The organism is Mycobacterium sp. NPDC051804 (assembly GCF_044452905.1).
In the GTDB taxonomy this organism is placed as follows: domain Bacteria; phylum Actinomycetota; class Actinomycetes; order Mycobacteriales; family Mycobacteriaceae; genus Mycobacterium.
This window is the reverse complement of record NZ_JBITCD010000004.1, coordinates 463,282-486,948: the sequence shown is the minus strand read 5'-3', so window position 1 is coordinate 486,948 and position 23,667 is coordinate 463,282. Positions and strand designations below refer to the sequence as shown.

Here is a 23,667-nt window from a genome sequence, read left to right as displayed (position 1 = left end):
GCGTCCCTCCGTCTCAGGATTGCGGCCTCGCCCCGAGGACGTCGCGGAACAGCGCCTGCCGTAGGCGAAGTGCCCGTGGATCGCTGATGAAATGAAATCCCAGCTTGTTCATCACGTAGCCAAACCCGACGCCGGTATCCGGATCGGCGAAGCCGACCGAACCGCCCGCACCGGGCGCCCCGAACGCCTTGTCGGATGATCCGATCACGTATTTCGGGTGGTTTTCGATGGGCCTGCCGAACCCGAGAGAGAACAGCGTGTCGACATGCAAGACCTTGTCACGCAAACCCTTCGTCGGGTACACCGGTGGTGCCGTCAACGCCGCGAAGACCTCTGGCGTCAACCCGATCCCCGACCCGCCGATCGCGGCGTCGCCGTAAAGCTTGGCCACCGATTCGGCGGTGCCCGTTCCGTTTGCGGCTGGTATTTCGACGACGCGCACATCTTCACGGTTGAATGTCGAAAGGCCCGTGGCCCCTTCGAATGCGACGCCGGCCTGCGCCGTCAAGGTCATGGGGATGAACCAGGCGGCCGCCAGCCTCGGCGGCAGCACATGCAGATGCAGCAGTGTCGCGATCTGAGACGGCACGTGCAGATGCGCGACCCGATCGCGATCGATCCAGTCCGGCAGCCCGATGTGAAAGTCCAGTCCGAGCGGGCCGGCAATCTCATCGGCGAAATACTTTCCGAGAGTGCGTCGCTCGGGATCGACGTGCCGGATGAGCTCGGACGCGTACCACCCGAGCGTGACTCCGTGATAGCCATGGCGCGTGCCTGGTGACCAGGCGGGTGTCTGTGCGGCCAATCGCTCCGAGAGCCTCTCGGGCACAGCGATATCGCCAAGTGTCAGCAGCGGCTTGATCACGGGCAGCCCGGCCTGGTGGGCCAGCAACTGCCGCACGGTGACCGATTCCTTGCCGCCCTGAGCGAACTCAGGCCAGTAGTCGGCCACCCGTGTGTCGTAGTCCAGAAGTCCACGCGAAACGGCCCGCGCGACTGTCAGCGCGGCAACGCCTTTCGTCGTCGAGAACGTGTTGACCAGGGTGTCGTTTGTCCACGGAGCGCGAGTGGTTCCGTTACGGAATCCGCCCCACAGATCGACGACCTTGCGGCCATCACGGTAGATCGACAGCGCGGCTCCGACTTCCGCACCGCTGGCCAGGTTCAGCCGAAACGCATCGGCGACTTTTCCGTAACCCTCGTCGACATCGCCGCAGACAAGCGCGGGCGTGACCCCGGTTTTCTGAGCCATGACCTAGTTCACCGCCTAAACGGCGGGCTCAGCCAACGACACACCGCCGTGCGCGGGAATTTTATCGGCGCAGACGCTGCCGGAGCGGCAGTTTCGGCTATGCAGCGGCCGGCTTGTGCGTCGCCCACCAACGGCCGTGCATCCGCTGGCAATCGGCCATTCGCAGCGGCGCGTCGCCGCCGAAGTCCGGCCGCACGGAAACGGCGGACGGGATATCGGGCACGCCTTCACCGGTGATGACGACCGTCGCAAGCCCGGACTTGTTCGCCGCGCGCAATCCGCAGGCCGAGCCGCTGACCGCGAGGGCGTTCTCCGCGGTGATGCCGAGCTCGGAGAGCGCCAGGCGATGGGCTTCGGGGTTGGGCATGGGTTTCTTGACGTCTTCGGCGGTCACCACCGTTTCGACGATTCCCTCGCCGACGAGCTGCCGCACCAGGGGTTCCGCCCAGCTGCGTTGTCCGCTCGTGACGACGGCAACCTGCGCCCCGGCGCCGAACGTCTCGGCGACGAAATCGACAAGGCCGGGGCGCGCCGCGAGATCGCGCTCGAGGATCAGCTCGTCGAACAGCATGGTCTTGGTCGTGAAGATGTCGTCGGCCAGCAGCCTGGTCAGCACATCAGACTCGGTGGCGACCCCTCGCTTGCGGAGTTCGGCTGCGACGCGCTGACGTTCATCCGTCAGCGCGAGCAGCTGCCGGTACCGCGTCACCGACCACTGAAAGTCCAGACCGTGTGCGGCGAATGCCGCGTTGTACGCCTCCCGGTGGCCATCGCATTCGATGTCCGTCAGGGCATCGAGGTCGAAGATCACCGCGCGCAGCGGACATCCGGTTCCTGCCGGCGATGCGGAGTCCCACCAGAAGCGGCCCGCGCGCCAAGTCGTCTCATGCGTTGTCGGCATGCCGCTAGGGTGGCCCAAGTCACAGCGTTCCAACCTCCCCCATTTGGGGGATCGGCGATGCCAACTTCGTTTACCCCAGAAAAGACCAGGTCATAAGGTGGTGTTCATGACTTCCGGTAGCCCTCCGGTGCGTCTTGTGCTCGTCGACGACCACGAAATGGTCATCGAGGGGCTCAAGGCGATGCTCGCCGCGTTTCGGGAGCGCGTCGAGGTCGTCGGACAGGCCATCGGCGCTGAGCGTGCGCTCAGCGTTGTCGACGAACTCAACCCCGACATCGTGCTTTCGGATGTGCGCATGCACGGATCCAGCGGCCTGGACCTCTGCATGGAACTGCGTGAGCGCGACCCCCAGCGCAAGGTCGTGATGTTGTCGGTCTACGACGACGAGCAGTATCTGTTTCAGGCCCTGCGGGTCGGCGCGTCCGGATATCTGCTGAAGAGCATCAGCAGCGACGAGCTCGTCCGTCAGCTCGAGTACGTCCACCGCGGCGAAACGGCGATCGATCCGAGCATGGCCGCCAGGGCGGTGGACACCGCCGCACGGATGCAGCGCGACGAATTCTGGCCCGGCGCCCGGCAGGGGCTGACACAGCGGGAGAGCGAGATCCTCTCGTTCGTCGTGAACGGTTTATCCAACCGCGCTATCGCCTCCAAGCTGGTGATTGGTGAGGAGACGGTCAAGACCCACCTGAGCTCCATCTACCGCAAGCTCGGGGTCAGCGACCGGACCGGCGCCGTCGCGACCGCGCTCCGAGAGGGGATCTACCAGTGAGCCCGGGACCGAACCCGGCCAACGCCGGCGCCAACGTCAGGGACCTCGTCGACGCCGACCGCGAACTCGCATTGCTGCGCGAACTGATCCAGGCCGCGTCCACGGGACCGGGGGTCGAGCCCCTGGCCGCGGCGGCCGCGCGGATGATCACCGCCGCCACCGCCAGCGACGTGTGCTTTGTGCACGTCCTGGACGACAGCGACCGCTCGCTGACGCTCGCGGGCGCGACTCCCCCATTCGACGCGGAAGTCGGCAAGATCCGGCTGCCGCTGGGCCAGGGCATCTCCGGTTGGGTCGCCAGTCACCGCGAGCCCGTCGTGATCAGGCAGGACAAGGAAGCCGATCCGCGTTACATGCCCTTTGAGTCGTTGCGCGGCAAGGACTTCACGTCGATGGTGTCGGTGCCCATGGAGACCGACCCGGGCGGGCTGGTCGGCGTGCTCAACGTGCACACCGTCGACCATCGCGATTTCACCTCTCGTGACGTCGAGCTGCTTCTGGTGATCGGCAGGCTCATTGCCGGTGCGCTGCATCAAGCTCGACTGCACCGACAGCTGGTGGCGCGCGAACGGGCACACGAGAACTTCGTCGAGCAGGTGATCGAGGCGCAGGAACTCGAGCGGCGGCGACTGGCCGGCGACATCCACGACGGGATCTCGCAGCGGCTCGTCACGCTGTCGTACCGGCTCGACGCGGCCAGCCGTGCGGTGCCCGACGACCCCGGAGCCGCAGCCGAACAGTTGGAGAAGGCCCGCGAACTCGTCGACCTGACGTTGGGCGAGGCCCGCGCTGCGATCAGCGGCTTGCGTCCTCCGGTGCTCGACGACCTCGGTCTGGCCGGCGGGCTCGCCAGCCTCGCGCGCTCCATCCCCCAGATCGGGATCGACGTCGAGTTGGTGGAAACCCGCGTGCCCGACCACATCGAGCTTGCGCTGTACCGGATCGCGCAGGAATGCCTGCAGAATGTCGTCAAGCACGCGAGAGCGACGTCCGCGCGGCTCACCTTCGCCGTCGATGCAGGTGATTCGGGCGATGTCGCCCGGCTCGAAATCGTCGACGACGGAGTCGGTTTCGACACGTTCGAGCATCCGCTGGGCAGCGACGAGATGGGCGGTTACGGCCTGCTGTCGATGGCCGAACGAGCCGAGATCGTCGGCGGCCGGCTCAACATCCGGTCACGCCCGGGTTCGGGCACCGCGGTCACTGCGACAATTCCGCTGCCACGAACCTAGAAGTCGCGACAGCTGCGGAGCAGCTAAAAGTCGCCGGAGTTGCGGCGCAACGTCTCGATCGAATCCGCGAGGGCACGGGACTCGCTGTCAGACATGCCGATGTCGGCGAATACCTCGCTGTTGAGCGTGACGGTGGCGTCCTCGACCGTCGACCGGCCGAGGTCGGTGATCCGTACCAGTGTGGTGCGACCGTCGGTGGGATGGGGTGTACGTTCCACCAGGCCGTCGGCCTCCAGTCGCCGGATGGCATGCGTGACGCTGGTGACGTGGACCTGGAGCCGATCGGACGCCTTGGTGATCGGCAGCGCGCCACCGCGGCTGAACGCCAACAACCGCAGCAACTCGTATCGCGAGAAGCTGAGGTCATACGGGCGCAGAGCGTTCTCGACCCGGGCCAGCAATATCTGGTGCGCCCGCATCACCGATGTCACCGCAACCATGCCGTCGGCGACTTCACCCCAGCCGAAGCGCTCCCAGTTGGCGCGTGCCAACGCGATCGGATCACGCTTGCGCGGCCACGGCGGTTGGGAGGGCACGCCTCTTCATACCGCACCCAGCAGGTTCGGGTCCCGGTGATGACTTTCGCGTCGTCCGCGAGTCTGTCTTTGTGACGAGGAAAGGAAAAGGATGTCCATCGAGCATGTACTCGCCGTTGTGCCGGTGTCCGACCTGCAGGTGAGCAGTCGCTGGTATGAGGCCCTGTTCGGGCGCCCCGCCGACAACAACCCGATGCCGACGCTCGCCGAATGGCAGGTCGTGCCCGGCGCGTGGGTCCAGGTCTTCGTCGACGACTCGCGCGCAGGCTCCGGTCAGTTGAACTTCGCGGTCGATGATCTGCAGGGACACATGGCCACCCTGCGAGAACGCGGACTGGAACCCGGTGACGTCACCGATGCCAGCAAGGGCGTGCACCTGTCGGCGCTCACCGATCCCGACGGCAACTCGATCAGCCTGATCGGCGGCTTCCGGGTCGAGTACTGATCCGCGGAACTCAGTGCAGCGCGGCCCACACCGCGTTCAACAGCGCCCGCGTGGACTGACGGCTGCCGACGGTGATGCGCACGCCACCGTCTGCGTAGCCGCGAACCTGCACGCCCGCGCCGTCGAACACCTGCCGCCAGTGCCGCCCCCACGGCGGCAGGTAGACGAAGTTGGCGTGGGCGTCGGTGCTGTACACCCCCATCGCTCTCAGCCGCATGCGCAGGAACCGACGTTCGGCGGTGATCATCCGGATACGTTGTTGCAATTCGCTTTCCGCGTCGTACGACGCAGCGACCGCCACCAGTCCGGTGATGGCAATACCGAACGGTTGCTGCATGGTCCACAGCTTGCGGGCCAGCTCCGGGGCACAGAATCCGTAGCCGACGCGAAGACCGGCCAGGCCATATCCCTTCGAGAACGTCCGCACCACAACGACATTCGGATACCGCGCGACAAGCGCAGGACTGTCGATCCGATGATTCGGCGCAAGGAACTCCACATACGCCTCGTCGAGGACGACGACGGTGTCGGCCGGGATACGCTGCAGAAACCGCTCGATATCGGCCGCCGGCTCTATGGTTCCAGTCGGGTTGTGCGGTCGGCACACCACCACGACGCGGGCCTTCGCGGCGGCATCGGCCATGGCGTCGAGATCGTGGTGGCCGTGATCGTCGAGTCCGACGGTGACCGACTCGAGCCGGGCCATCTGAGCGAAGATCGGATAACCGTCGAACGTCGGGTACGTCATGACCATCTTGTCGCCAGGGTCCGTCACGGCATTGAGCACCTGCATGATCACGCCCGTGGCGCCGACGCCGATGATGACCTGCTCGTCGCGCACACCGATATGTCCGGCAATCAACGTACGAAGCCGCTCCGGCAGAAACTCCGGATACCGGTTGCCCGAGTCGATTGCGGCGACCAGGGCGGAGCGCACCGACGGGAGCGGCGGGAACGGATTCTCGTTGAGTGACAGCGCCATTGGGTTCACCGCACCGGGAAGCGAGCCGACGGCGGCATCCGTCACGTCGAAGTTCAGGGTGGTCATCAGCCCCGCCCGCCCCACCTGACGGCCGCGGCTCCCGCGAAGTCACCGGCGTGCGCGAACGCAGACATCATCACGACGTCGCCCCGCATCAGCTGACCTTCGGTGATGGCCCGGTCCAGGTTGACCGGGATACCCGCGGCGAACAGGTTCCCGCAGTCATCAAAGGTGTCTCGATGCCGCTCCTTCGGAAGTTCCAGCGCGTCCCGCCAGTTCCGCAGAAACGCCCGATTCGGTTGATTGGTGACCAGGAGGTCGAGATCCTTGGGCTTCACCCCGATTCGGTCGCAAACTGCGTAGGACACCTCGGGCACCTGACGGTTGCCGCGGGCCAGCACCTTGGTGATCTTGCTTTCGGTGAACCCGATCGATCCCTCACCGGGCCCGGGCTGCCACCACTTACGTGGCGGGTCAACCGAAAGCGTCATATCGCCGGCGAACTCGCCGTAGGTTCGGCATTCGATGTCAAGAATCGGCGACTCGTCCGACAACGTCACCAACCCGACCGCCGCACCGTCACCGGGGACCGACGCCTGCGCCTTGCGCCGAACCCCCGGTTGATCGAATATCTGACCCGCCGCGTTCTGGGCGATCGCGATCAGCGCGGTGCGCCCCTCACCCGACTCGATCAGGTTTCGCGCGACCTTCAGGCCGAGTACGAATGCCGCGCATCCACCGTTGTGCAGATCGAGCACCCAATTCGGTTTCATCCCAAGGCGATGCGCCATGCCGCCGCCACCGCCGTAGAACGGGACGTCCGGCATCTGGACGTGGGTGATGAGGATGTCGACACCCGCGATCGTGTCGTGGCCGTGGCGCTCGATCAGCCCAGCCGCCGCGCGCTCAACCATGTCGATAGCGGTCTCGTCCTCGGCGACATGATGGCGGAACCTCGGCGCCTTGAACATCACGTTGTCCCGCAGGTCGTCGGACTCGGCGTACTCGGCGTAGTAGTCGGCGCTGATCGGTTTCCCGGGCAGATACGTCGACACGTCGATCAGGCTGACACTCATCACTTCATCCAATCCGGCTTGACGGCAAGGCCGTTGTGGTGGCGGTATTCGGCGATGGCTTTGAGGTTCTTCAGCTCGAGCAGATGGCCGGGGCCGAACATGTCCCAGAAGTCCCCGACCCACACCGGTCGCTTGGGCGGCGCGGTCTCCGGATACGGGTTCTTGTCGTAGAACGGATGATGGCAGTTCGTCCACAGCACCACCGAGCCCGGCTTGTCGAACACCAACTGCGCGTCGACGATTCGCATCAGGTAGATCATCCAGAGGTGCTTACCTTGATCCCAGGCGCAGTGGTAGTCGATTGTGCGCGCGTCGGGGTTGGCGACGGTGCGGGTGTAGATCGGGCTTCCGGTTTCACCGCCGAGTTTGTCGTAGGCCACCCACAGCCCCGGTTCCTCGGTCGGCTCGAAGCCGCGCAGACTGTAGGTCCACTCCTCCAGGCATCGGGTGTCGGCCAGCCATTCGTACAACTCGTCGGGTGGGCAGTCCACGTAATCGTTGACAGTGCAGTATGTTCCGAACACCTCGTCGTGGGGATACACCGAACGCATCATCTCCATGATGATCGGTGTCGCCTTCTCCCTCGGAGAGGTTTCGACGCGGATCACGCCGTCGATCGGGTCGGTGGTACCCCGGTCGACGGCGATGTCCTCAAGAGCGGGCAGCGACATAGGAGTGCTCCTCCTCGGTAGTGGCGGGTTTCTTGAGAGCATCGGCGCCGTTGCCGAGAAAGGCTGCGAATGGGGGAACTTCGTCAGCCGAACACTCGATACTGATGACCGATGGGCCGTCCACTCCGAGTGCGGCCTCGAGCGCTGCGGGCAGTGCGTCGATGTCGTCGACGTCCACGGACCGCAACTCGGGGAACATCGCGGCGAGCCCGGCGCCCAACCGGCTCGGACCGAACCGGTTGTAGCTGTACAGGTCGCCGTAGAACTGCTGCTCACGCGTTACGCACATCGCGTGTGCATGGTTGTCGAACAACAGGAAGGTGACCGGCAGGCCGTACTGCAGTGCGGTGTGGATCTCCATGCCGTGCATGAAGAATGATCCGTCACCGGCGATGACGACAGTGCGGCTGCTCGGGTCCGTACCGCGGCCGAAGGCGACGCCGATCCCGGCGCCGAAGCTGTACCCCATACCGCCCATGCCCAGCGCGACGATGAACCGGCCGTCGCGGCGGACCGGCAGGTGATGTATCGCGGAAGCGCCGATGTTGCCGGCGTCGACGACGACGTCGACGCCGTCGGGCAGCATCCGGTCGAGCACCGCCATCGCATTGCGGTACCGAATTCCCGGCCCGTCGTGCGCAGGCGGGCGCAGCTCCGAACGCCGCACCGCATCGGGCACCCGAAGGCGGGCTGGCCGTCCCGGGCCTGACAAGGTCTTCGTGAGCATCGACAACGAGCCGCGCAAGTCGTCGGTCTGGACGTGGGTCCACGGCAGATAGGGGGTTTCGGCACCGATCGAGTAGACGCGCGTCGATCGCAGCGCACTGTCCAGACCGGCGCGCGCCGTCACCGACAGCCGGGTGCCGACCACGAGGCACAGTGCGCTCTCGGCCACGGCCGCCCCGATGCTCGGATGGCCCATCACACCGGTCACTCCGAGCGCGGACGACGAGCCCATTCCCGGTGTACCCGCAGCATCTTTGGCGTCAGGCACGCATGCCACCCGTGCCCGCAGCAGCGCTCGCAGCTGTTCGAGTTCGGCGCGAGCATCATCGCGGGCCACCTGCTCGCCGGCGATGATCGTGACCGGACCGTCGATCCGGCGAAGCGCCCGTACGATCGGGTGCGGATCACCGGTATGAACGTCGCGCTCGATGATCGAGACGCCGTTGGCGCAGTGCAGCTCTGACTGCTGAATATCTTTGGGCAGCAACAGTACTGCGGGCCCGCCCGCGTTCGCCGATGCGATGGCCTCTGGCAGCGCCGTCACGATGTCCTCTGGGGTTGTCACGCGCCTGCAGTAAACCGACACCGCCGAGAACAGCGCGTGGGCGTCGAGTGAGCCGTTGCGACCGCTGGTGTCCTGGAAGGCGCCTCGCCCGTCGAGCGTGGTGGGAGCTTGCCCGATCAGCGCCAGCACCGGGACCCGGCTTGCAAGGGCCTCTCCCAGTCCGGGCACAGTGTTGAGACATCCGCCACCCGACGTCGCGGCCACCACACCAAGACCGGCGCCGCTGCGGCTGTACCCGTCGGCCATTGTCGCAGCGGAGAACTCGTGCTTGGCCAACACCGCGGTGATGTCCGCGCAATAGAAGGCGGCATCGTAGAGATCCTCGATATTCGCGCCGTCCACGCCGAAGATGTAGTCGACGCCCCTCGACGCGAGGTACCCGACAATGTGGTCGACAACTCGATGCCTGGCCATTTGTCACCTGTCCCCAATGCTCGTCGAGAGGCTTCATAGAGGACACGAGCCACTGGGAGATTCGGTTCACCCAGTGGCTCGAATCACAGCTGTTTTTCGAGAAGTACCTGGCCTGAATCGGATGAAACCAGTTGCACAGCAGCGATTTCCTCCATCGGGAGAGGCGTGTTCGCACTGGGCAGTGCCGTCGCGCCGGACAACCCCAGCCACGTCGCGATCTGACTGTGGCTGCCGTCTCGACCGACGACTACCATGCCCAGATCCTGCGGCGGTGCGTCGCGCCTGCCCCAGTCGCCGTATGTACACGCCATGTCGATGCGGGTGCCCCAGCCGTAGCCGCTCAGACTGATGGTCGCGTTGATCGGCGTCTCGGACACCTTGGCCATCTCCATCGCGGTGCCGCCGATCGGGGCCGTACCGGACCCGAAGCCCAGAGCATCGGGGCGAATGGCGAGCACGAGTCCGATGGCGAGCACGGCGGCCGCGGCGGTCAGCGCGACAGTGGTCATCCAGCGGGAGCGCCTGCGACTCGCGTTGACGCGACGCAACAGCGAATCCAGCATTTGCGGACGCAGCGGCGCAAACTGCTCGCCGTCGAGCGACTCGACGTCGGCCTTGTCGAGTTTGGCCAGCAGCGGCGGGATTTCGCCCAACTCCTCGACGGCGGCGCGACACCGCGGGCACGTCTGCAGGTGCGCCTCGTATTCTCCACGCTCGTCGTCAGACAACGACCCAAGGACGTAGGCAGCGTCCCACGTCGCATAGCGATCGTCGTCCACCTGGTCACCGCCGCCTTTGGGTAGACCGAACAGTGTCATCGTGTCACCCCCATCTCCTGCAGCCGCAGGCGCAGCGCGCGCATCCCGTAGTGCAGCCGCGATTTCACCGTGCCCTCGGCGATCTGCAGGTCGGCGGCTATCTGGGTGGTCGAAGCGCCCTGGTAGTACGCGCGGCTGATGACCGCCCGGTGGTCGTCGGAAAGCTGGGCCATCGCCTCGCTCAGTAACATGCGGTCCAACGCCGTCTCCGCCTCATCAGGCCCCGCGTGATCCGCCGCTTGTTCCATGTCGGGGGTACCCGATTCGCTGCGGAACCTCGCGCTTCGTCGTTCGTCAATGACGAGGTTACGCGCGACGGTGAACAGCCAGGCCCGCGCGGATCGCTCGCTGTCGTCGGTCACCTCGGGATGGCGCCACGCACGCAGTAGCGTCTCCTGCACGACATCCTCCGCCCGAGCTGTATCCCCGGTGAGCCGCACGACATAGCGCCAGAGAGCCGCGGCATGCTCGTCATACAGCACCCGCATGACCTGGCCTTCTGCGGACCCCGGGTCGTCCAAATTTCAACCTCCGTTGGTAATACGAGGTTGCGGATCGTTCGGTTCAGTGTGGCACTCGGCTTACTGCGCTCAACGGGTTGATTACTAGCACCACGCGCGTGCGATCCACCCGTTAGGCCACGGGCGCGCGCTAGAGCGACGTCAGAATCCGAGGTCCGTCATCGGTGACGGCCACGGTGTGCTCCCAATGCGCGGCGCGCGATCCGTCGGTGGTGGCGACGGTCCATTGGTCCTTGCAGACAAATGTCTTTGTGGTGCCGAGGGTGAGCATGGGTTCGATGGCCAGCACCGAACCCACCGCCAGATACGGACCGCGGCCGGGTGCGCCCTCGTTGGGCAGGAACGGGTCCATGTGCATCTGCTTACCGATACCGTGCCCGCCGTAGCCGGCGACGATGCCGAACTTACGGCCGTACCGCTCCTCGGCGGCGCCTGATTCGTTTCCGATGGCGTGCGACACGTCGGTGAGCCGGTTACCTGGAACCATCGCGGCGATGCCGGCCTCCATGGCCTCGCGGGTGGCCGCGGACAGCGCTTCGTCGGCGGGGATCAGCGGACCGACCCCGAACGTGATCGCCGAGTCGCCGTGCCAACCGTCGAGGATCGCCCCGCAGTCGATAGACACCAGATCACCAGATGCCAGGATTTCGCTCGCGGACGGAATCCCATGCACCACACGGTCATTGACCGACGAGCAGATGCTGGCCGGGAAGCCGTGGTAGCCCAGGAACGATGGGATACCGCCACCATCGCGAATCACCGATTCGGCGATCTCGTCCAGCGCCAACGTGGACACGCCAGGGACGGCGGCCTCGCGGACCGCGGCCAAGGCGGATGCCACGAGCGCACCCGCGGCGGCCATCGCGTCGAGTTCGGCGGACGTGCGCTGCGGAACGACTCGGCGGTTCCGCAACCCAGGCAGACCCATATCGAACTACTTGCCGAGCGCTCGTAATGCCCGGGCGAACACCTCGTCCAGCGCGCCGACAGCGTCGACGGTCTGCAGGTTGTTGTGGGAGTAGTACTCCAGCAGCGGCTCGGTCTCGTCGCGGTACACCTGCATCCGGTTGCGGATGACGTCTTCGGTGTCGTCGGCGCGGCCGCGGGCCTTCAGACGGGTGAACAGCTCGTCCTCGGAGACAGCGAACTCGAGCACGGCGTCGAGCTTGGTGTTGTGGTTCTTCAGCATCTCGTCGAGCGCCTTGGCCTGCTCGACCGAGCGTGGGTAGCCGTCGAGGATGAACCCGGCTGCCGCATCCTCGTCCTCGATCCGGTCCTCGACCAGCGCATTCGTGAGGGTGCTCGGGACCAGGTCGCCGGCGTCGAGGTAACGCTTGGCCTCGACACCCAGTTCGGTGCCTTCGGTGATGTTCTTGCGGAACAGGTCCCCGGTCGAGATCTGCGGGATGCCGAGCTTTTCGGAGAGCTTCTGCGCCTGGGTACCTTTGCCCGCGCCGGGCGGTCCGAGTAGAACGACTCTCACTTCAGGAACCCTTCGTAGTTACGTTGCATCAGCTGGCTCTCGATCTGCTTGACCGTATCCAAGCCGACGCCAACCATGATCAGAACCGCAGTACCGCCGAAGGGCAGGTTCTGCACGGAGCCGGTGTTGCCGATCTGCAAGAACAGGTTCGGCAGCACGGCGATCACACCCAGGTAGATGGAGCCGGGCAGGGTGATCCGGTTGAGCACGTACCGCAGATAGTCGGCGGTGGGTGCGCCCGGACGGATGCCAGGGATGAACCCGCCGAACTTCTTCATCTCGTCGGCACGTTCCTCGGGGTTGAACGTGATCGACACATAGAAGTACGTGAAGAAAATGATCAGTCCGAAATAGACCGCGATATAGACCGGGTCAGCGGGATTCGTGAGGTACTCGGCGATGAACCTAGACCAGCCGCTGTTCGACGCGTTCGGGTCGCCGCTGGTGATCAGCTGCGTGATCAGGTGCGGGATGTAGATGAGGGACGACGCGAAGATGACCGGGATGACGCCTGCCTGGTTGACCTTCAACGGGAGGTATGTCGACGTACCGCCGTACATCCGCCTGCCGACCATCCGCTTGGCGTACTGGACCGGGATGCGTCGTTGACCCTGCTCGACGAACACCACGCCGACGACGATGCCGAGGGTGGCGACGCAGACCGCGGTGAACACCAGGCCGCCGCGGCTGTCCAGGATGGACTTGCCCTCGCCGGGGATCGCCGACGCGATGCTGGCGAAGATCATCAGCGACATGCCGTTGCCGATGCCGCGCTCGGTCACCAGCTCACCCATCCACATCACCAGTGCGGCGCCCGCGGTCATCACCAGCACCATCACGACGAGCGTGAAGATGTTCAGGCCTTCGCTCTGGCCCTGGATGATGTCCAGCGTGCAGCCCTGCAGCAGGCCACCGTTGGCGGCCAGCGCGATGATGCTGGTGGATTGCAGGAGGGCCAGCGCGATCGACAGATAACGCGTGTACTGCGTCATCTTCGTCTGGCCGGCCTGGCCCTCTTTACGTAGCTGCTCGAAACGTGGAATGACGACCGTCAGCAGCTGGACGATGATGCTGGCGGTGATGTACGGCATGATGCCGACCGCGAACACCGAGAGCTGCAGTAGCGCGCCGCCGGAGAACAGGTTGATCAGGGAGTACACCTGCCCAGAGTCGCCGCCGCTCACCTGCGCGATGCACTGCTGGACGTTCGGGTAGTTGACGCCGGGCGACGGAATCGAGGCACCCACGCGGTAGAGGATGACGATGCCGATGGTGAAGAGGATTTTCCGCCGCAGGTCGACTGTCCGCAGTGACGAGATGAAAGCCGAAAGCACTCTTCCTCCTGCGCAGCCGACCTGTGACTAGCGGCATGCAAATGTGGCTGGTCTGACCAGCGGTTTCTGGTTAAGTCGGATGTTCAACCCCGTCAGGCGCGCAGCCTGCGAAGTCACGCGTCAAACAGTCTACGAGACTAACAGTTGCAGCTCCTTTGCCCTGCATCCTGCTGCCCCGATGGGCACTCACAGTTCCTTCTCAGGTCGGGAACATACCGTGGTCGGCATCTCGTTATATCCACTAAGTAAATGACTTCTTTATTAGGGGCTGATGATGGCTAGGACTGACAACGACACCTGGGATCTCGCGTCGAGCGTGGGTGCCACGGCAACGATGGTCGCCGCCGCGCGTGCGATCGCGACGACGGCCGAAGACGCATTGATCAACGATCCGTTCGCCGAACCGCTGGTGCGCGCGGTCGGCGTCGACTTCTTCACCAAGCTGGCCACCGGCGAACTGCGCGCCGAGGACATCGATGCCGACAACGTTTCTGTCGGTATGGCCCGGATGACCGACAACATGGCGGTCCGGACCAAGTTCTTCGACGAGTTCTTCGCAGACGCGGGCGCCGCGGGTATCCAGCAGGCGGTCATCCTGGCCTCGGGCCTCGACTCCCGGGCGTACCGGCTGGCATGGCCCGCTGGTACGACGGTCTTCGAGATCGACCAGCCCGAGGTCATCGAGTTCAAGACCAAGACGCTGGCGGATTTCGGCGCCGAACCGACCGCCGATCGCCGGACCGTCGCGGTGGATCTTCGCTTCGACTGGCCGTCGGCATTGCTCGCCGCCGGGTTCGATCCGAGCAAGCCCACCGCGTGGAGCGCGGAAGGCCTGCTGGGTTATCTGCCGCCCGAGGCCCAGGACAAGTTGCTCGACACCATCACCGAGCTGAGCGCCGTCGGCAGTCGCGTCGCGGTCGAGAGCACCCCGAGCATCGACCCTGCCGACCACGAGAAGGCGATCGAGCGGATGCAGGATGCGGCGCAGCAGTGGCGCGACCATGGCTTCGACCTCGACTTCGCCGACCTCATCTACATGGGCGACCGCAACGAGGCGTCGGCATACCTGGCCGATCGCGGTTGGCAGATCAACTGGCAGAGCGTCAAGCAGCTGTTGAGTAAGAACGGTCTGCCGCCCGTCATCGAGGAGGACGAGGACGTCGCCCGATTCGGTGAACTGCAGTACGTCACCGGCACACTCAAGTCATGAGCCGCACGGACAGCCGAACCGACGGGGACAGCTGGGATCTGGCGTCCAGCGTCGGCACCACGGCCACGATGGTCGCCGCGGCACGCGCGGTGGCCAGTCGGGAGGCCGAGCCGCTGTTCGACGATCCGTATGCCGCACCGCTGGTGCGTGCGGTCGGACTGGACTTCTTCACCAAACTCGCGGACGGGGAGGTCGAGCTGCCCGACGACGGCGAGCCGGGTGGTCCGGCGTTCCTGGCCACTTCAATCGCCGTGCGGACGCGGTTCTTCGATGACTTCTTCTCCGACGCGGGCGCCGCGGGAATCCGCCAGGCGGTGATCCTGGCGTCGGGTCTTGATTCGCGCGCCTACCGGCTGTCCTGGTCCGATGGGACCGTCATCTACGAGATCGACCAGCCGCAGGTGATCGAGTTCAAGTCCGTGACGATGGCATCGATCGGCGCGACCCCGGCCACCGAACAGCGCACGGTCGGTATCGACCTGCGCGAGGACTGGCCGAAGGCATTGCGCGCCAGCGGTTTCGACGAAACCCAGCCGACGGCGTGGAGTGCCGAAGGTCTACTGGTCTATCTACCCCCGGACGCGCAGGACCGGCTGTTCGACGACATCGCGGCGCTGAGCGCGCCGGGGAGTCGGCTGGCCACCGAGTATCACCCCGACGCCGCCGCGAGCATCGGTGCGCGGTTGAACGACATGAAGGAGCGCTGGGGCGACACGCCCGTCGACATGGACATCACGAAGTTGTTCTACGACGGCGAGCGCAATGGTGTCGTCGAGTACCTCGGCGAGCACGGCTGGCAGGTGTCCGCCCGTCGCCGCCCAGACGTATTCGCCGGGTATGGCCGCGAGTTTCCCGACGCCGAAACCCTTGTACCGCTTCGCGATTCGCTCGCGATCATCGCCACCCGAAAGTAGGAGCCATGGCACGCACCGACAACGACTCGTGGGACCTGGCGTCCAGCGTCGGATCGACGGCGACGATGGTCGCCGCGCAGCGGGTGTTGAGCAACCGCGAGGGACTCATCTACGACCCGTACGCCGAGCCGTTGGTGCGCGCGGTCGGCATGGACTTCTTCATCCGCGCGCTCGACGGTGAGATCGAGCTCGACGACATTGACCCTCAGTTCGAGGTGCGCCGCGCGGCGGAGGGAATGGCTGTTCGCACACGCCATTTCGACGCATTGTTCACTGATGCCTCCACCGTTGGTGTCCGGCAGGCCGTGATCCTGGCTGCTGGACTGGACGCGCGGGCGTATCGGTTGGCCTGGCCCGCGGGGGCCAATGTCTACGAGCTGGACCAGCCCGAGGTCATCGCATTCAAGGGCGAAACGCTGGCGCAACTGGGCGCCGAGCCCGCAGCTGACCGACGACCGATCGCGGTCGACCTTCGCGAAGACTGGCCGAAAGCACTGCTGGACAACGGCTTCGACCCGACACAGCCCACAGCGTGGATCGCCGAGGGGCTGCTGATCTACTTGCCGCCCGACGCTCAGGACCTGCTGTTCGACCGCATCGACGAGCTCAGCGCGCCCGGCAGCCGCGTCGCCACCGAGCATATTCCGGACGTCAGCGCGTTCTCCGACGAGAGGTCGCAGGAGATCACCGACCGGCTCAAGAAGTACGGACACGATATCGAGATGTCCGACCTGATCTACCAAGACGAGCGCAATGACGTCATCGACTACCTGGCGGCGCAGGGTTGGGACGTCACGGCCCAGTCGATGCAGGACGCGTACGCCGCCAACGGGTTCGAGTTTCCCGAGGACGGGGTGACGCGCTTCTTCAGCGACATGAGCTACCTGACCGCGGTCAAGCGCTAGCTACCGAGTCCAGCCAGCTCGAGGAACCTCGCATAGCGGTCCCCCACGGCCGTCGCCCACGCCGGGTCGGGCTCGACGATCCGGTCCACCGACGCCCACCGCGCGGCATCGCCGACCGAGGTTTCGAGTCCCGCCGCCATCCGCGCGATGAACGCCGCCCCTAGCGCGGCCCCTTCGGCGACGCCCGACACACTCAGCGGCAGCCCGGTGGCATCGGCGATGGCCTGCATCCACGGCTCGACGCGCGTTCCGCCGCCGGTGGCGACGATGCGTGACGCCCGCACGCCGCTCATCTCGATGATCTGTCGCACAACGAATCCCGATGCCTCGTAGGCGGCCCGCCTTACCGACGCACCGTCGTGGGTGAGGTCCAGACCGTCGAGCACAGCGCGGCGATCGGGATCGTGCAGCGGGACGCGCTCACCGCGTAGGTACGGCGACCACACCGGAACACGTGGCGGATCGGTCTCGACGCCCGGCCCGACGAGGCGGTCCACCCAGCCGAGGAACAGACCGCCCGCGTTACTCGGCCCGCCTATCTGAAGCTTTCCCGGCGCGGTGTGGGGCAGCGTCCATAGCCCCGGAACCTCACGGAACTCCGGCGTCGTCACCCACACGATCAGGGTCGTGCCGCACAACACCAGCACGTCGCCGTCCTGATCGGCGCCCGCGACGATCTGTTCGCACACCGCGTCCACTGCCCCGGCGGCCAGCACCGTGCCGGAGTTCCGCACCTCCCCCGCCGCGACGCCCGTCGTCGCTACACGCGGCATGGCCGCCGGCGCTGTAGCGCACTCGGCGCAGACTGCTTCACTCCATCCGTTGCCGTCGAACAACGGATAAGCGGTGCTGGCGGTGGAGTTGTCGATCACCGCCTCGCCTGCGAGCGCGTAATTGGCCACAGCCGTCGCGGGCCAGTAACCATGGGCGCCTGGCGCCTGCCCCACCGTCCAGCGCAGGAACTCCTCCGCCTCACCGGAGAGGAATGTGGTGTCCGGACCGGCGGCCCGCTTGCCGCGGGAATCGCCGTAGAGCAGGCCGGGCGTCACCGGACGCCCGTCCTCGTCGACGGCGGTCAGGGACGGCACCATCGCGGTGACCGCCACCGCCGCGGCGTCGGGCCGGTCCAATTCGGCCAGCGCCGCCAACGGCCCCTGGCGCCACGCCTCGTCGGCGTCGTGTTCGAACTGATCCGGCGCGGGGACCCGCAATTGGTGCGGTATCCGGACCCGTGCCGCCACCTGACCGTCCTCATCGGCGGCGACCGCTTTCACCGCCGTCGTGCCGATGTCGATGCCGATTGTCACGGCTTTGGCTGACACGGGCGCCACCGTACGCCAGCATGTCCAAACGTGAGCAGACTTCGCGCGCTCGTGACCGCACCGCTGCGCGGGCCGGGACTCGACAAGCTGAACCAATTGGTCGACGTCGTCTACGACCCGTGGATCGAGCTGCGCCCGTTGCGGATCTACTCCGCCGAACAGCTCGCGGAGCGGGCTGTTGAACAGCACGCCGACATCCTTGTCGTGGAAGCCGATTCGGTGAGCGGCCCGGTATTCGACGTTCCGCTGCGCGCCGTGGCATCGACCCGTGGGGATCCCAACAACGTGGACGTCGCAGGAGCGACGGCGGCCGGGGTACCGGTGCTGAATACGCCCGGCCGCAATGCCGACGCGGTCGCGGAAATGGCGATCGCGCTGCTCTTCGCGGCAACCCGCCAGGTGTTGACCGCTGATGCGGACGTCCGCTCCGGGGAGGTGTTTCGCGACGGCACCATCCCCTACCAACGGTTCCGGGCCGCCGAAGTCGCTGGGCTGACGGCCGGCTTGGTCGGCCTCGGTGCCGTCGCGCGGGCGCTGCGGTGGCGACTGCAGGGGCTCGGCCTGACGGTGATCGCCTACGACCCGTACAACGACGAGGCCACCCACGGTTTCGACGAACTGCTCGCCGCGGCCGACATCATCTCGCTGCACGCGCCCGTCACCGACGACACCGTGGAGATGATCGGGGCCGAGCAGTTCGCGAAGATGCGCGACGGCGCGGTGTTCCTCAATACCGCTCGGGCGCAATTGCACAACACCGATGCGCTCGTCGAGGCGTTGCGCAGCGGCAAGATCGGCGCGGCCGGGCTGGATCATTTCGTCGGCGAATTGCTGCCGGTCGACCATCCGCTCACGGGCATGACGAACGTCGTGCTCACACCTCATATCGGCGGCGCGACGTGGAACACTGAGGCACGGCAGGCGCAGATCGTCGCCGACGGCCTCGACGCGCTGCTGTCCGGACGCGCGCCCGCGCACATCGTCAACCCGGAGGTGCTGACCTCGTGAGATTCGTCGCCGATCCAGAGAACGCGGTGCTCGCCGCCGCCAAGGACATGCTGCGCCGCGGCCTCGTCGAGGGCACCGCGGGCAACATCTCAGCCAGGCGCGAGGACGGCAACATCGTCATCACACCGTCGTCGGTGGACTACGCCGACATGACGCTCGATGACCTCGTGCTCGTCGACCCCGAAGGTGGCGTGCTGGCGGCCAAGGACGGCCGCGGCCCGTCGACGGAGATGGCTCTGCATCTGGCGTGCTATCGCGCATTCGACGACATCGGCAGCGTGATCCACAGTCATCCGGTCTGGGCGACGATGTTCGCGGTCGCGCACCAGTCGATACCCGCGGCGGTCGACGAGTTCGCCGTCTACTGCGGCGGCGAGATCCGGTGTGCGGATTACGCGGCCTCGGGGACACCCGACGTCGGCAATAACGCGGTGAAGGCACTGGAGGGCAGGGCGGCGGCGCTCATCGCCAACCACGGTCTGGTCGCGGTGGGCCCGCGGCCCGACAAGGTCCTGCACGTCACCGCACTCGTGGAGCGCACCGCGCAGATCGTCTGGGGTGCAAGAGCTCTCGGCGGGCCGGTGCCGATCCCCGACGAGGTCAACCAGAATTTCGCCGCGGTGTACGGCTACCTGCGCCAGAACCCTTTGTAGGCCGGCGCAAGTCGATCGCGACCTTCACGGCTCCGGTTTCACCCTGGTTCGCGATCGCCATGAACGCGTCGCGCCACTGGTCAAGCCGGTATGTGTGAGTGAGCATGGGCCGCAGATTCACTCGCCCGTCACGGACGAGGTCGAGGTAGTGGGCGATCGCATGCTTGGGCACACCGTCGACCTCCTCGAAACCGAAGGCATTCGAACCGACCCAGTTGATCTCCTTGAAGTACAGCGGGCTCCACTCCCAGCGGTCCGGCGCGTGCACCCCCATTTTCACCAACGTGCCTCGTGCCGCGAGTGCCCGCACGCCCACCTCGAACGTCTCCGGCTTGCCGACGGTGTCGTAGACGACGTCCACCGAGCCTGGATACGCCATCGGCAGTCCTTGCAGTGGCTGCCGCAGCCGCCCTCCGCCCCACGCCACGAGCTCCTCGAGGATCGTCAGGCGTGGTTCGTGGTCGAGCACCAAGTCCGCGCCGAACCTGCGGGCCAGCGCGGCCTGCGCGTCGAATCTGGCGACGACGGCCACCGAAACGTCGGGATAGAGGGCCCGCAACACCGTAACGGCACTCAGCCCGAGCGAGCCGGCCCCATACACGAGCACGCGGCCTGACGGCGGCGGCGGATGCCGGGTGATCGCGTGCAACGACACCGAAAACGGGTCGGCGAACACGGCGGCCTCATCGGACACCTCGTCGGGAACTGCGAACAGCATGCTGTCGTGTGCGGCCATCAGCTCGGCATAGCCGCCGGTGACGTCGGCCGAGACACCGGTGTGGATGCCCGGCTTGATATCGCCGTCGGCGAAGCTCCAGCACAGGCTGTAATCGCCGGTTTCGCATGCGGGACACAGCGGTTCGATGCCGCGCGGTGCACACGACAGCCATGGGTTCAGCACGACCCGCTGTCCTACCTCGACCCCGCGCGCCTTCGGGCCCAAGGCGACGACGTCTGCCACTACCTCATGACCCATCACCTGAGGGAACGAGCAGAACGCGGCCATCGCGTTGTCGGTATCGCCCTCGCCGAAGTCCAACAGCACCTGCTTGGAATCCGATCCGCATATCCCAGTCAAGCGCGGTTTGGTGATCACCCAATCGTCGTGCAGGGGAGAGGGATCAGGCACATCGCGCAATCCGACTGGCGAATTCGCGAGGTTCTTCGTCAGAACGTTGGCATCGTCGGGGATCTCGAAGGGTTCGGGCGCAACGCCGTACACCAGCGCCTTCACGATCGGCCCTGCGCCACCGACGCCGCACCGGCAATGTAGGTGTCGATGTCGGAGTTCTTGAGATCGACGACCGCCTTCAGATCGGGTACGTAGTGCTCGAACCCGTTGGCACCCAACGCCGCGACTATGCCGTCGGCTACCTCCTCGGCGCTGCTCTTCGGGCCGTCGTATATCGGGTCCTCGTTGCCGGGTTGATCCCAGATCTCGGTGTCGACCGGGCCTGGCTCGATCAACTTGACCGAGACGCCGGTCCCGTGGAGATCGATGGCCATGGCCTCACTCCATCCGCATAATGCGAATTTACTTGCCGAGTATGCACATTCGTGGAAAATTCCGAGCCGGCCACCGACACTGGACACGTTGACGATCGTTCCGGTACCGCGCTCGAGCATGTGGGGCAGGAGCGCGAGTGTCATGCGCATCGGTGCGAAGAAGTTGACTCGCATGACGGCTTCCACGTCGTCAGGTTCCAATTCGGTGACTACACGGCGTTTTGGGATCGCGGCGTTGTTCACCAACACGTCAATCCCGCCGAGCGTGTCCCACGCCTGCAGTGCGAGCGCGCCGATGACGTCGCTGTCGGCGAGGTCGACCACCCACATCGCCGAGTCAGGTGCGTCCTTCTGACAGTCCATGAGTATCTCGGCCAATCGATCGCGCCTGCGTGCGATCAGCCCGACGACCGCCCCCTGTCTGGCAAGCTCGCGGGCCAGTGCCGCCCCCACGCCGGATGAGGCGCCAGTAATGAGCACCCGCTTGCCCGCCGTCGACAACGCCACGACTCAAGATTGGCGCGAATGGCCAGTTATGACACGCGTTTCGCCGGATATCCGTGGGATAAGTGGCCAACCGGCGCTCAAGAGAACCGGTAATCGCCCAACCAGAGCGCACTGGCGCCGGTCAACGACCGGTCGGCCTGGCTGAGGACGCCAACCACCGAGCGACCGACGAGGACAGCCAGAGCCTCGGGCACCGACGCGGCCGCCGGCTGCGACGACGACTTCGGCCTCAGCATGTCCATCAGCGACGAGCCCGGGTAGTTGACGAGGCGGACCTCGTCGTCGGGATCGAGGCCGGCCAGCACCTTGGCGCGGTTGATCGCGGTGCGGAGCCCGCCGAGTTCGTCGACGAGCCCGTGCTCCAAAGCGTCGGCACCGGTCCATACCCGACCGCGGGCAACAGCGTCAACGGCCTCGACGGTCATCCCGCGCCCTTCGGCGACTTGCTCGATGAAGTCGTTGTAGAACAGATTGGTCGTTGCTTCGATATGCGCGTGCTGAGCATCGGTGAACGGGTGGTCGATCGACCAGGCATCGGCGTTGGCGTTGGTGCGCACCGACTCCGAGCCCACGCCTAGACGCTCCTTGAGACCGCGCGCGACCAACTTGCCGGTTACGACGCCGATCGACCCGGTGATCGTTCCCGAATTGGCGACAATCGCGTCGGCGGACATCGACACCATGTAGCCGCCCGACGCCGCGACCGCCCCCATCGAAGCCACGACGGGTTTGCCGGCGTCCCGGACCCTTGTCACTTCGCGCCAAATGGTTTCCGAAGCGCTGGCCGATCCGCCGCGGCTCTCCACACGCAGCACCACCGCGGAGACGGCGTCTTCGGCCGCGGCCTCCCGCAGCGCGGCGGCAATGGTGTCGGCACCTGCACTCGAATTACCGATCGGCAGCACCTGCGGCCCGCCCCTACCACTGACGATCATTCCGTCCACAGTGACGACAGCGATCGTCGGCCTACCCTTGCGACCCAGCACCGGCGGCATGGGTGGCGACGGCCGCGGAGCGGAGGCCCTAGAGTAACGCGACAGATACAGCCGGGGCGGCGCGTCGCCGGAATCCGCATCGGGTGAAATGCCGGGTGCGCCAACGAGTTCGCCGATGCGTGCGTAAGCCTCGTCACGGAATCCGATACGATCGACCAATCGGCCGGACACGGCGTCGTCGCGCAACAGCGGCGCCCTGTCGGCGATTGCGTCGATTTCGGATGGCTCGAGATGGCGCGATTCGGCGACGGCCTGCCACACCTGGCTTTGCAGACTTTCGATCAGCCTGGTGTCGGCTTCACGATGTGAGTCGGTGTAACCGCTCTCGGTGAAACGGTTCGCCACCGACTTGAATTCACCGCGCGCGACGACTTGCGCCTCGATGCCTGCCTTGTCGAGTGCATCGCGCAGGAACATCGCATTCGTGGCGAATCCGACTAGGCCGACTGTTCCCGAGGGCTGCATCCACACCTCGCGGAACGCCGAAGCGAGGTAGTACGACAGCGTGCCCGGATAGGTCTCGGCCCACGCCAAGGACGGCTTGACATCGCTGAAAGCCGAGATCGCGGATCGCAGTTCCTGTACCGGACCCGGCGCGGCCGCGCTCAGCTCGACACGCGCGATCAGCCCCGCCACCCGCGGATCGTCGGCGGCGCGGTGGATGGCGGCGACAGCATCGCGCAGCACCATCGGTCGATCGCCGCCAGTGATCATCGACAGTGGGTCGAATCCACCGGTTTCCGGTGGCGCTGACATCAGATCGAGCTCAAGAACACACCCGTCGGGGACGCCGTGATGCCGGGCGGTGTCCACCCGTCTGCCGAGCGCACGCAGGTCGTCGATTCCAGGGATGCCGGGCAGAAATGCGAACATCCTGTGAGCCTACCGACGCGAAAGTAGGCGCCGGCCTGCTGACCGA

At 65.9% G+C, this 23,667-nt stretch carries 24 protein-coding genes; 8 read left to right on the top strand and 16 right to left on the bottom strand.

The features are described from left to right. Positions 1–13: 13 nt before the first annotated feature. Positions 14–1,252 carry a serine hydrolase domain-containing protein gene (locus ACIA48_RS17810; RefSeq protein ID WP_396734129.1) on the bottom strand — a complete coding sequence of 413 codons (1,239 nt, stop codon included), beginning with the start codon at positions 1,250–1,252 and terminating at the stop codon, positions 14–16. Positions 1,253–1,349: 97 nt separating this feature from the next. Further along, positions 1,350–2,153: an HAD family hydrolase gene (locus ACIA48_RS17805; protein WP_396734126.1), complete on the bottom strand. Its 804-nt coding sequence runs from the start codon at positions 2,151–2,153 to the stop codon at positions 1,350–1,352. 106 nt (positions 2,154–2,259) lie between these two features. On the opposite strand from ACIA48_RS17805, the gene ACIA48_RS17800 reads away from it, so the two are divergent. Together ACIA48_RS17800 and ACIA48_RS17795 are read left to right on the top strand one after the other, a co-directional pair. Continuing rightward, entirely contained in the window at positions 2,260–2,925 is a 666-nt protein-coding gene (locus ACIA48_RS17800; protein ID WP_396734122.1) for a response regulator, read from the top strand. Next, positions 2,922–4,157: a histidine kinase gene (locus ACIA48_RS17795; RefSeq protein ID WP_396734119.1), complete on the top strand. Its 1,236-nt coding sequence runs from the start codon at positions 2,922–2,924 to the stop codon at positions 4,155–4,157. The genes ACIA48_RS17800 and ACIA48_RS17795 overlap by 4 nt, the downstream gene beginning before the upstream one ends. Before the next feature lie 23 nt (positions 4,158–4,180). Here ACIA48_RS17795 and ACIA48_RS17790 read toward each other — a convergent pair whose 3' ends face one another. Beyond that, positions 4,181–4,693, bottom strand: coding sequence for a MarR family winged helix-turn-helix transcriptional regulator (locus ACIA48_RS17790; RefSeq protein ID WP_396734116.1), 513 nt, complete (start codon positions 4,691–4,693; stop codon positions 4,181–4,183). A gap of 91 nt (positions 4,694–4,784) precedes the next feature. Here ACIA48_RS17790 and ACIA48_RS17785 point away from each other — a divergent pair, with 91 nt between their 5' ends. Next, entirely contained in the window at positions 4,785–5,138 is a 354-nt protein-coding gene (locus tag ACIA48_RS17785; RefSeq protein ID WP_396734113.1) for a VOC family protein, read from the top strand. Positions 5,139–5,148: 10 nt separating this feature from the next. Here ACIA48_RS17785 and ACIA48_RS17780 read toward each other — a convergent pair whose 3' ends face one another. The 9 genes from ACIA48_RS17780 to secY form a co-directional block, all read right to left on the bottom strand. Next, the gene (locus ACIA48_RS17780; protein WP_396734111.1) at positions 5,149–6,186 is read right to left on the bottom strand and encodes a pyridoxal phosphate-dependent aminotransferase; all 1,038 of its coding nucleotides are present in this window, start codon (positions 6,184–6,186) and stop codon (positions 5,149–5,151) included. Continuing rightward, the gene (locus tag ACIA48_RS17775; protein WP_396734108.1) at positions 6,186–7,196 is read right to left on the bottom strand and encodes a 3-oxoacyl-ACP synthase III family protein; all 1,011 of its coding nucleotides are present in this window, start codon (positions 7,194–7,196) and stop codon (positions 6,186–6,188) included. The genes ACIA48_RS17780 and ACIA48_RS17775 overlap by 1 nt, the downstream gene beginning before the upstream one ends. After that, entirely contained in the window at positions 7,196–7,867 is a 672-nt protein-coding gene (locus tag ACIA48_RS17770; RefSeq protein WP_396734105.1) for an SRPBCC family protein, read from the bottom strand. The genes ACIA48_RS17775 and ACIA48_RS17770 overlap by 1 nt, the downstream gene beginning before the upstream one ends. Beyond that, positions 7,848–9,572 carry a thiamine pyrophosphate-binding protein gene (locus ACIA48_RS17765; RefSeq protein ID WP_396734102.1) on the bottom strand — a complete coding sequence of 575 codons (1,725 nt, stop codon included), beginning with the start codon at positions 9,570–9,572 and terminating at the stop codon, positions 7,848–7,850. Before ACIA48_RS17765 ends, ACIA48_RS17770 begins: the two co-directional genes overlap by 20 nt. An 83-nt stretch (positions 9,573–9,655) precedes the next feature. Continuing rightward, positions 9,656–10,390 (bottom strand): anti-sigma factor family protein, encoded by a 735-nt coding sequence (locus ACIA48_RS17760; RefSeq protein WP_396734099.1) that lies wholly within the window; start codon positions 10,388–10,390, stop codon positions 9,656–9,658. After that, positions 10,387–10,911: a sigma-70 family RNA polymerase sigma factor gene (locus ACIA48_RS17755; protein WP_396734096.1), complete on the bottom strand. Its 525-nt coding sequence runs from the start codon at positions 10,909–10,911 to the stop codon at positions 10,387–10,389. Before ACIA48_RS17755 ends, ACIA48_RS17760 begins: the two co-directional genes overlap by 4 nt. Before the next feature lie 130 nt (positions 10,912–11,041). Next, entirely contained in the window at positions 11,042–11,839 is a 798-nt protein-coding gene (gene map / locus ACIA48_RS17750; protein ID WP_396734093.1) for a type I methionyl aminopeptidase, read from the bottom strand. Positions 11,840–11,845: 6 nt separating this feature from the next. Next, the gene (locus ACIA48_RS17745; RefSeq protein WP_396734090.1) at positions 11,846–12,394 is read right to left on the bottom strand and encodes an adenylate kinase; all 549 of its coding nucleotides are present in this window, start codon (positions 12,392–12,394) and stop codon (positions 11,846–11,848) included. After that, positions 12,391–13,728, bottom strand: coding sequence for a preprotein translocase subunit SecY (gene secY, locus ACIA48_RS17740; RefSeq protein ID WP_396734087.1), 1,338 nt, complete (start codon positions 13,726–13,728; stop codon positions 12,391–12,393). Before secY ends, ACIA48_RS17745 begins: the two co-directional genes overlap by 4 nt. A gap of 274 nt (positions 13,729–14,002) precedes the next feature. Between secY and ACIA48_RS17735 the strand changes: the two genes are divergently transcribed. The 3 genes from ACIA48_RS17735 to ACIA48_RS17725 are packed head-to-tail and all read left to right on the top strand — an operon-like array spanning position 14,003 to position 16,757. Then, a complete protein-coding gene (locus ACIA48_RS17735; RefSeq protein ID WP_396734084.1) occupies positions 14,003–14,938 on the top strand; it encodes a class I SAM-dependent methyltransferase in 936 nt (311 codons plus the stop codon). Next, a complete protein-coding gene (locus ACIA48_RS17730) occupies positions 14,935–15,852 on the top strand; it encodes an SAM-dependent methyltransferase (RefSeq protein WP_396734081.1) in 918 nt (305 codons plus the stop codon). Before ACIA48_RS17735 ends, ACIA48_RS17730 begins: the two co-directional genes overlap by 4 nt. Positions 15,853–15,857: 5 nt before the next feature. Next, positions 15,858–16,757, top strand: a complete 900-nt coding sequence (locus ACIA48_RS17725; RefSeq protein WP_396734079.1) for an SAM-dependent methyltransferase — start codon at positions 15,858–15,860, stop codon at positions 16,755–16,757. On the opposite strand, the gene ACIA48_RS17720 is transcribed toward ACIA48_RS17725, so the two are convergent. Next, positions 16,754–18,079 (bottom strand): FGGY-family carbohydrate kinase, encoded by a 1,326-nt coding sequence (locus tag ACIA48_RS17720; protein ID WP_396734076.1) that lies wholly within the window; start codon positions 18,077–18,079, stop codon positions 16,754–16,756. The genes ACIA48_RS17725 and ACIA48_RS17720 overlap by 4 nt on opposite strands. 30 nt (positions 18,080–18,109) lie before the next feature. Here ACIA48_RS17720 and ACIA48_RS17715 point away from each other — a divergent pair, with 30 nt between their 5' ends. Continuing rightward, the gene (locus tag ACIA48_RS17715; RefSeq protein WP_396734074.1) at positions 18,110–19,087 is read left to right on the top strand and encodes an NAD(P)-dependent oxidoreductase; all 978 of its coding nucleotides are present in this window, start codon (positions 18,110–18,112) and stop codon (positions 19,085–19,087) included. Next, the gene (locus ACIA48_RS17710; RefSeq protein WP_396734071.1) at positions 19,084–19,740 is read left to right on the top strand and encodes an L-fuculose-phosphate aldolase; all 657 of its coding nucleotides are present in this window, start codon (positions 19,084–19,086) and stop codon (positions 19,738–19,740) included. Before ACIA48_RS17715 ends, ACIA48_RS17710 begins: the two co-directional genes overlap by 4 nt. Here ACIA48_RS17710 and ACIA48_RS17705 read toward each other — a convergent pair. From ACIA48_RS17705 to sppA, 3 genes are all read right to left on the bottom strand, one after another. Beyond that, positions 19,688–20,974, bottom strand: a complete 1,287-nt coding sequence (locus ACIA48_RS17705) for a zinc-binding dehydrogenase (protein WP_396734068.1) — start codon at positions 20,972–20,974, stop codon at positions 19,688–19,690. The two genes, ACIA48_RS17710 and ACIA48_RS17705, sit on opposite strands and share 53 nt — an antisense overlap. Further along, the gene (locus tag ACIA48_RS17700; RefSeq protein ID WP_396734066.1) at positions 20,971–21,753 is read right to left on the bottom strand and encodes an SDR family NAD(P)-dependent oxidoreductase; all 783 of its coding nucleotides are present in this window, start codon (positions 21,751–21,753) and stop codon (positions 20,971–20,973) included. Before ACIA48_RS17700 ends, ACIA48_RS17705 begins: the two co-directional genes overlap by 4 nt. Before the next feature lie 77 nt (positions 21,754–21,830). Beyond that, complete coding sequence (gene sppA / locus ACIA48_RS17695) at positions 21,831–23,621, bottom strand: signal peptide peptidase SppA (protein ID WP_396734063.1); 1,791 nt, start codon at positions 23,619–23,621, stop codon at positions 21,831–21,833. Between the last annotated feature and the right edge of the window lie 46 nt (positions 23,622–23,667).